Here is a 6,446-nt window from a genome sequence, read left to right on the forward strand (position 1 = left end):
TCAGGCGCTTTTGCGCAGCGCATGGTGGGCGCCGAACAGCGGCACAGCACGCTCGGCGGCCAGGCGGATGCGGGCGGCGAGGGTCTCGCTGGTCACTCTGTAGTCGGCCATTTCTGCCTGGCTGGCGAACACGCCGATGGGCAGCGTCAGAGCCTGCAGGAAGCTGAACAGCGGGCGCAGCTGGTGGTCCAGTACCAGCGCATGGCGCTCGCTGCCACCGGTCGCGGCGAGCAACACGGGGGTGTCGACCAGGGCGTCCTGGCCGATCATGTCGAACAGGTGCTTGAAGTGGCCGGTGAAGCTGCCGCGATACACCGGTGTGGCCACCACCAGCAGGTCGGCTTTTTCTACCAGGCGCAGCTGCTGTTCGACAGCTTCTGGCAGTTCGCTGCGCCACAGGGCACTGCCCAGCGGGCGGGCGATTTCGCCCAGCTCGATCAGGTGCGGCTTGATGTGCAGGTGCTCGGCCAGCTCGGCAAGGATCGCCTCGGTCAGGGCCAGGGTGCGTGAAGGGCGGGCAGTACCGCCAGACAAGGCTACGACGTTCAGTGGGGTGCTCATGGGCAGGTCTCCGGTTCTGGTTGAGCGGGACTTTGCTTGAGCAATCGTCGTGCCGGGTCGTTATGTTCTTTTAGATCAATGGGTTAGCGCATGCTCGTGGCTGCGCTGCTGTTGCTGTGTGGGCGTTTCCTGTTGATCGGGTGTTGCGCTGCAAACATTTGGCCGGGTGTTGGCGGCTGTGCAGTGGGGAGAGTTATAGAGGATTACGGGATGGTAAAAAAAGAATAAGAATTCATATTGTTATTCCATTTTTTTCTGTTCGAGATTTTGGAGCCGCTTTGCGGCCCATCGCACGCAAGGCCGCTCCTACAAAGGGTCGCGATCGCCTGTAGGAGCGGCCTTGTGTCGCGATGGGCTGCGCAGGAGCCCCAGAAATACAGTATCAACGCACACATAATTGGGGATGCTTGCCGGTGCCGACAATGCCCTGCACGAACGTCACCAGTTGCTCCCTGGCATTCATCAAAGTGCTGGTGTGCGTGACCCGGCGGCGCTTGGGTATGGCGGGGAGGGTGGTGTACGGGGATTGAGAGCCTGGGGCCGCTTTGCGGCCCCAACACTCTCAAGTGTGCGGCACGCTCCGGCCGGCATTTACCCCACCCGCATACTCCGGCTTCAAATGTCCCTGCTCATCCAGCAGGTAGGCATCCATCACCTCGCGCACCACCGGCCCCGCCACCCGCCCCCCGGCCTCACCGTTCTCGATCATCACCGCCACCACCACACTTGGGTGGTCAGCCGGGGCAAAGCCGACGAACAGGGCGTTATCCCGGTGCCGTTCCAGGGTCTTGTTGCGGTTGTAGCGCTCACCCTGCTTGATCGCCACCACCTGCGCGGTACCGCTCTTGCCGGCAATCCGGTACTGCGCACCGGCTGCTGCAGCACGGGCAATGCCGCGCGGGTCGTGCATGACCATCTGCATGCCTTGGCTGACCTGGTCCCAGGCATGCTTGTCGTGCAGCACGATGTTGGGCATCGGGTTGGGGTCGACCGGCGTATCACCGCCCACGGTCATGGCCAGGTGCGGGCGGTGCCACACGCCCTTGCTCGCCAGCAGGCTGGTGGCCTGGGCCAACTGCAACGGGGTGACCTGCATATAGCCTTGGCCGATGCCGAGGATCAGCGTCTCGCCCGGGAACCAGGCCTGGCGGCGCGTGGCGCGTTTCCACTGGGCAGACGGCATCAGCCCGGACGCTTCCTCGAACATGTCCAGCGACACCTTCTGGCCCAGGCCGAACTCGGCCATGTAGTCGTGCAGGCGGTCGATGCCCAGCTTGTGCGCCAGGTCGTAGAAATAGGTGTCGTTGGAACGCATGATTGCGGTGTACATGTCCACCCAGCCGTCGCCACTGCGGTTCCAGTTGCGGTACTTGTGGTCATAGTTGGGCAGCTCGTAGTAGCCCGGGTCGAACACCCGGCTGCCGGGGGTGATCACGCCGCTGTCGAGGCCGGCGATGGCCACTTCCGGCTTCACCGTCGAGCCGGGGGCGTACAGGCCGCGCAGCACGCGGTTGAACAGTGGGCGGTCGATGGAATCACGCAGGGCGGCGTACTGCTTGAAACTGATGCCTTTGACGAACAGGTTGGGGTCGAAGCTGGGGTTGCTGACCATCGCCAGTACATCGCCGTTGGCCGGGTCCAGCACCACCACCGAGCCACGCCGATCCCCCAGGGCCTTTTCCGCGGCTACCTGCAAGTGGGCGTCCAGGGTCAGGACGATGTCCTGGCCTGGGGTCGGGTCCTTGTGGTTGAGCACGCGCATCACCCGGCCCTGGGCGTTGGTCTCGACTTCCTCGTAGCCCACGTGGCCGTGCAGCTGGCTTTCGTAGAAGTGCTCGATGCCGGTCTTGCCGATGGACTGGGTGCCACGGTATTCGGTGCTGTCGAGGGTCTTGGCTTCTTTCTCGTTGATGCGCCCCACGTAGCCCACCGAATGGGCGAAATGCTCGGCCAGCGGGTACTCGCGGATGAACTGCGGTTCTACCTCCAGGCCCGGCAGGCGGAACTGGTTCACCGCCACCAGGGCAATCTGCTCTTCGCTCAGGCCCACCATCAGGGTCACCGGTTCGAACGGCTTGCGGCCACGGCGCAGGTCCTTGTCGAACTGCTTGCGGTCGTCCTCGGTAAGGCCCAGCACCTGCGTCAGGGTGTCGAGCACATTGGCCGAGTCACCGCCGGCCCGTTCGCGGGTCATGGTCAGGTCAAAGCTGGGCTTGTTGTCGGCCAGCACCACGCCGTTGCGGTCGTAGATCAGCCCGCGCTCGGGGGCGATGGGCAGCACGTGCACGCGGTTGTTTTCCGACACGGCGGTCTGCTGGTCGTGCTGCAGCACTTGCAGCACATAAAGCCGACCCACCAGCACGGCACACAGGCTGAAGACCAGGGCGGCGCAGGCCAGGAGCCGGCGGTTGACCAGGTTCTTTTCCTTTTCGTGGTCCTTGAGGGGGATGGGTTGCGGCATCAGGGGCTCTTTCCTACAGGTATCGCGCACGGCCGTGCGGGCGCACGGACGGGCCGGGGATGCTACGCAACACAACTCGCGGCCTCAAGGCGAGTGGCGAATGGCGGCACCCTGCTATCGGCTGTGTGTCCCGTGATCAGGGCGCTGCCGGGAAACATGAAGATTTGTTCATGGCTGAGCTGTCATGAAAGGTTCGAGGGTGATTTTGGGTGGGGCAATGGATCCATAATTCAATCATGTGCGATAAACGAACGAAAAATAGGGTCTAGCCTAATTATATAACTAATTGAATTAATTGATAAAAAAGTAAATATCTGAAAAATTTGTATCGTATTGCCATCATTTCTTCAGGTCGTTTGATTTTGGCTTGTTGTTTGTGGATCCATTATCTGATTGATTAGCGCCTGACAACGGCCGGAGCCCTCCAGCCGTATGCGACAACAATTACAAAAAGGGTCCAGTCATGAATGGCTTTCCGGGGGTACGGAACCGTCAGGGTTCCTTGCGCTTTGCCTGTGTGTGCGCATCGTTTCTCTCACCTGTGAACCGGCAGGTGACCTTATGAATACTGATCTCAAGCAACGCCTGGACAACGACCCGATGGGCCGTTTCCAGTGCCTGGCCATTGGTATTTGCATCGTCCTCAATATGATCGACGGCTTCGACGTGCTGGTGATGGCCTTCACCGCCGCTTCGGTGTCGGCAGAGTGGGGTCTGAGCGGGGCGCAGGTGGGGCTTTTGCTCAGCGCTGGCCTGTTCGGCATGGCGGCCGGATCTTTGTTCATTGCGCCGTGGGCCGACCGCTTTGGTCGACGCCCGCTGATCCTGTTGTGCCTGGCGCTGTCCGGCCTTGGCATGCTGCTTTCGGCTTTGAGCCAGAGCCCGCTGCAACTGGCGTTGCTGCGCGGCCTGACCGGCCTGGGAATTGGCGGCATCCTGGCCAGCAGCAACGTGATCGCCAGCGAATACGCCAGCAAGCGCTGGCGCGGCCTGGCGGTCAGCCTGCAGTCCACCGGTTATGCCCTGGGCGCGACCCTGGGCGGTTTGCTGGCGGTGTGGCTGCTTGGGCATTGGGGCTGGCGCTCGGTGTTCCTGTTTGGCGGCATCGTCACCGTGCTGGTGATCCCGCTGGTGTTGCTGTGGCTGCCGGAGTCGCTGGACTTCCTGCTGGCGCGCCGGCCGGCCAATGCGCTTGCGCGGGTCAACCGCCTGGCAGCGCGCCTCGGCCAGCCAGCGCTGGCACAACTGCCATCGCCTGCGGCAAAGGAGGAGGGTGCGGCAAGCGGTTTCAGGCAACTGCTGGCGCCGACCATGCGCCGCACCACGCTGGTGATCTGGTTGCTGTTTTTCCTGGTCATGTTCGGCTTCTACTTCGTCATGAGCTGGACGCCGAAACTGCTGGTCGCCGCCGGCCTGTCGGCCCAGCAAGGCATCACCGGCGGGGTGCTGCTGAGCGTTGGCGGCATCCTTGGCGCGGCGCTGATCGGTGGCCTGGCTTCGCGTTGGCCACTTACCCGCATGTTGGCGCTGTTCATGCTCATCACCGCAGCGCTACTGGTGCTGTTCGTGGCCAATGGTGCGTCGGTCAGCGCGGCACTGGCGCTGGGGCTGCTGATCGGGCTGTTCTCCAATGGCTGCGTGGCCGGGCTGTATGCCTTGTCGCCGGTGGTGTATGACGCCTCGGTACGCGCCACCGGCGTGGGCTGGGGCATTGGCATCGGCCGCATGGGGGCGATTCTGTCGCCGACTGTGGCTGGCGTGTTGCTCGATGGTGGCTGGCAACCCCTGCACCTGTATGGGGTGTTCGCCAGTGTGTTCGTGCTCGCCGCAGCTTGCCTGCTGTTGCTGCGCCCCGTGAGCAGGCCGACGCCAGGGTTGCCTGGCAATGCCCTGAGCCACTGAGTGCCGCCCGGCCAGGCCGGGAACCTGAATGCAGCTTGCTGCCCCTGGGCCCACGACGGCCTGGGGCGGACGGCTGCGCCTATAAAAAACGGAGAACAATAATAATGATGCACACAACTTGCACACTGCCCCGTTCAGCCTTGGCGGTTTCGCTGACGCTTGGCCTGGGTTTGCCGGCCTGGGCCGAGGAGGGTGGCTTCTTCGAAGATGCCAAGGCCGGGCTGACACTGCGCAACTATTACTTCAACCGCGACTTTCGCGACCCCGGGGCGGCCAAGAGCAAGGTTGAAGAATGGGCCCAGGGTTTCATCTTCAAGTTCAGCTCAGGCTACACCCCAGGGCTGGTCGGTTTTGGCCTGGACGGCATTGCCATGTTCGGCGTAAAGCTGGACAGTGGCCGGGGTACCAGCGGCTCCGAGCTGCTGCCGGTGCATGCTGATGGGCGGGCGGCTGATGACTACGGGCGGGCCGGGCTGGCGGCGAAACTGCGCATTTCCGCCACCGAGTTGAAGGTGGGGGAGCTGTTGCCGGATATTCCCCTGCTGCGCTACGACGATGGCCGGCTGTTGCCGCAAACCTTCCGCGGCGCGATGCTCGACTCGCGCGAGATCGAAGGCCTGAGCCTGCAGGCTGGCCAGTATCGCGAAGTGAGCCTGCGCAACTCATCCGACATGCAGGACCTTTCCGCCTGGGCCGCACCCGGGATGACCTCGGACGGCTTCAACTATGCTGGCGCCGAGTACCGCTTCAACCAGCAGCGCACGCTGGTGGGTGCCTGGCATTCGCAACTGGAGGACATCTACCAGCAAAGCTACTTCAACCTGCTGCACAGCCAGCGGGTGGGGGAGTGGACGCTGGGGGCCAACCTTGGCTACTTCATCGACCGGGACGATGGTCGGGCCCGCATCGGCGACATCCAGAGCCGTACCGGTTATGCGCTGTTGTCAGCTTCGCGCAGTGGCCACACGCTGTACCTGGGGTTGCAGAAGGTCAGTGGCGATAGCCAGTGGATGTCGGTGTACGGCAGCAGCGGCCGGACCTTGGGCAACGACATGTTCAACGGCAACTTCAGCAACGCCGACGAGCGCTCGTGGCAAGTGCGCTACGACTACAACTTTGCCGCGCTGGGGGTGCCGGGGCTGTTGGCCATGGTGCGTTATGGGCATGGCGAGAACGCCACCACGGCAGCCGGCAGCAATGGCAAGGAGTGGGAGCGCGATACCGAGGTCAACTACACCTTCCAGAGCGGGGCGTTGAAGGACCTCAACATCCGCCTGAACAATGCGACTAACCGGCGCAGCTTCAACAGCGACTTTGACCAGACACGCTTGATCGTCAGCTATCCGTTGACGTTGTAGGAGCGGGTTCATCGAGGCGTCGGACCGCCGCGAATGCGGTGGCGGCTGCGACGGTGAACGGCCAGGGATATTGGCCAGCAGGCCCGGCCTCTTCGCGGGTGAACCCGCTCCTACGACGGGCTGTGCCGAGCCACCGATGGGTGTGCGCCGCCGATCAATGTAGG

4 protein-coding genes are annotated in these 6,446 nt (G+C 63.1%); 2 read left to right on the forward strand and 2 right to left on the reverse strand.

Annotated elements, in window-relative coordinates; translation table 11 throughout:
- On the reverse strand, nucleotides 1–561 hold the full coding sequence (gene msuE, locus ACIP1G_RS15520; protein ID WP_400738515.1) for an FMN reductase: 561 nt from the start codon (nucleotides 559–561) through the stop codon (nucleotides 1–3).
- A gap of 562 nt (nucleotides 562–1,123) precedes the next feature.
- Nucleotides 1,124–3,022, reverse strand: a complete 1,899-nt coding sequence (mrdA, locus tag ACIP1G_RS15525) for a penicillin-binding protein 2 (protein ID WP_400738518.1) — start codon at nucleotides 3,020–3,022, stop codon at nucleotides 1,124–1,126.
- A gap of 561 nt (nucleotides 3,023–3,583) precedes the next feature.
- Here mrdA and ACIP1G_RS15530 point away from each other — a divergent pair.
- Both ACIP1G_RS15530 and ACIP1G_RS15535 read left to right on the forward strand, forming a co-directional pair.
- Nucleotides 3,584–4,924, forward strand: coding sequence for an MFS transporter (locus ACIP1G_RS15530; RefSeq protein ID WP_400738520.1), 1,341 nt, complete (start codon nucleotides 3,584–3,586; stop codon nucleotides 4,922–4,924).
- A gap of 104 nt (nucleotides 4,925–5,028) precedes the next feature.
- Entirely contained in the window at nucleotides 5,029–6,282 is a 1,254-nt protein-coding gene (locus ACIP1G_RS15535; protein ID WP_400738523.1) for an OprD family porin, read from the forward strand.
- Nucleotides 6,283–6,446: the final 164 nt, after the last annotated feature.

Origin of the sequence: Pseudomonas sp. NPDC089392 (assembly GCF_044749595.1) — a bacterium.
In the GTDB taxonomy this organism is placed as follows: Bacteria; Pseudomonadota; Gammaproteobacteria; order Pseudomonadales; family Pseudomonadaceae; genus Aquipseudomonas.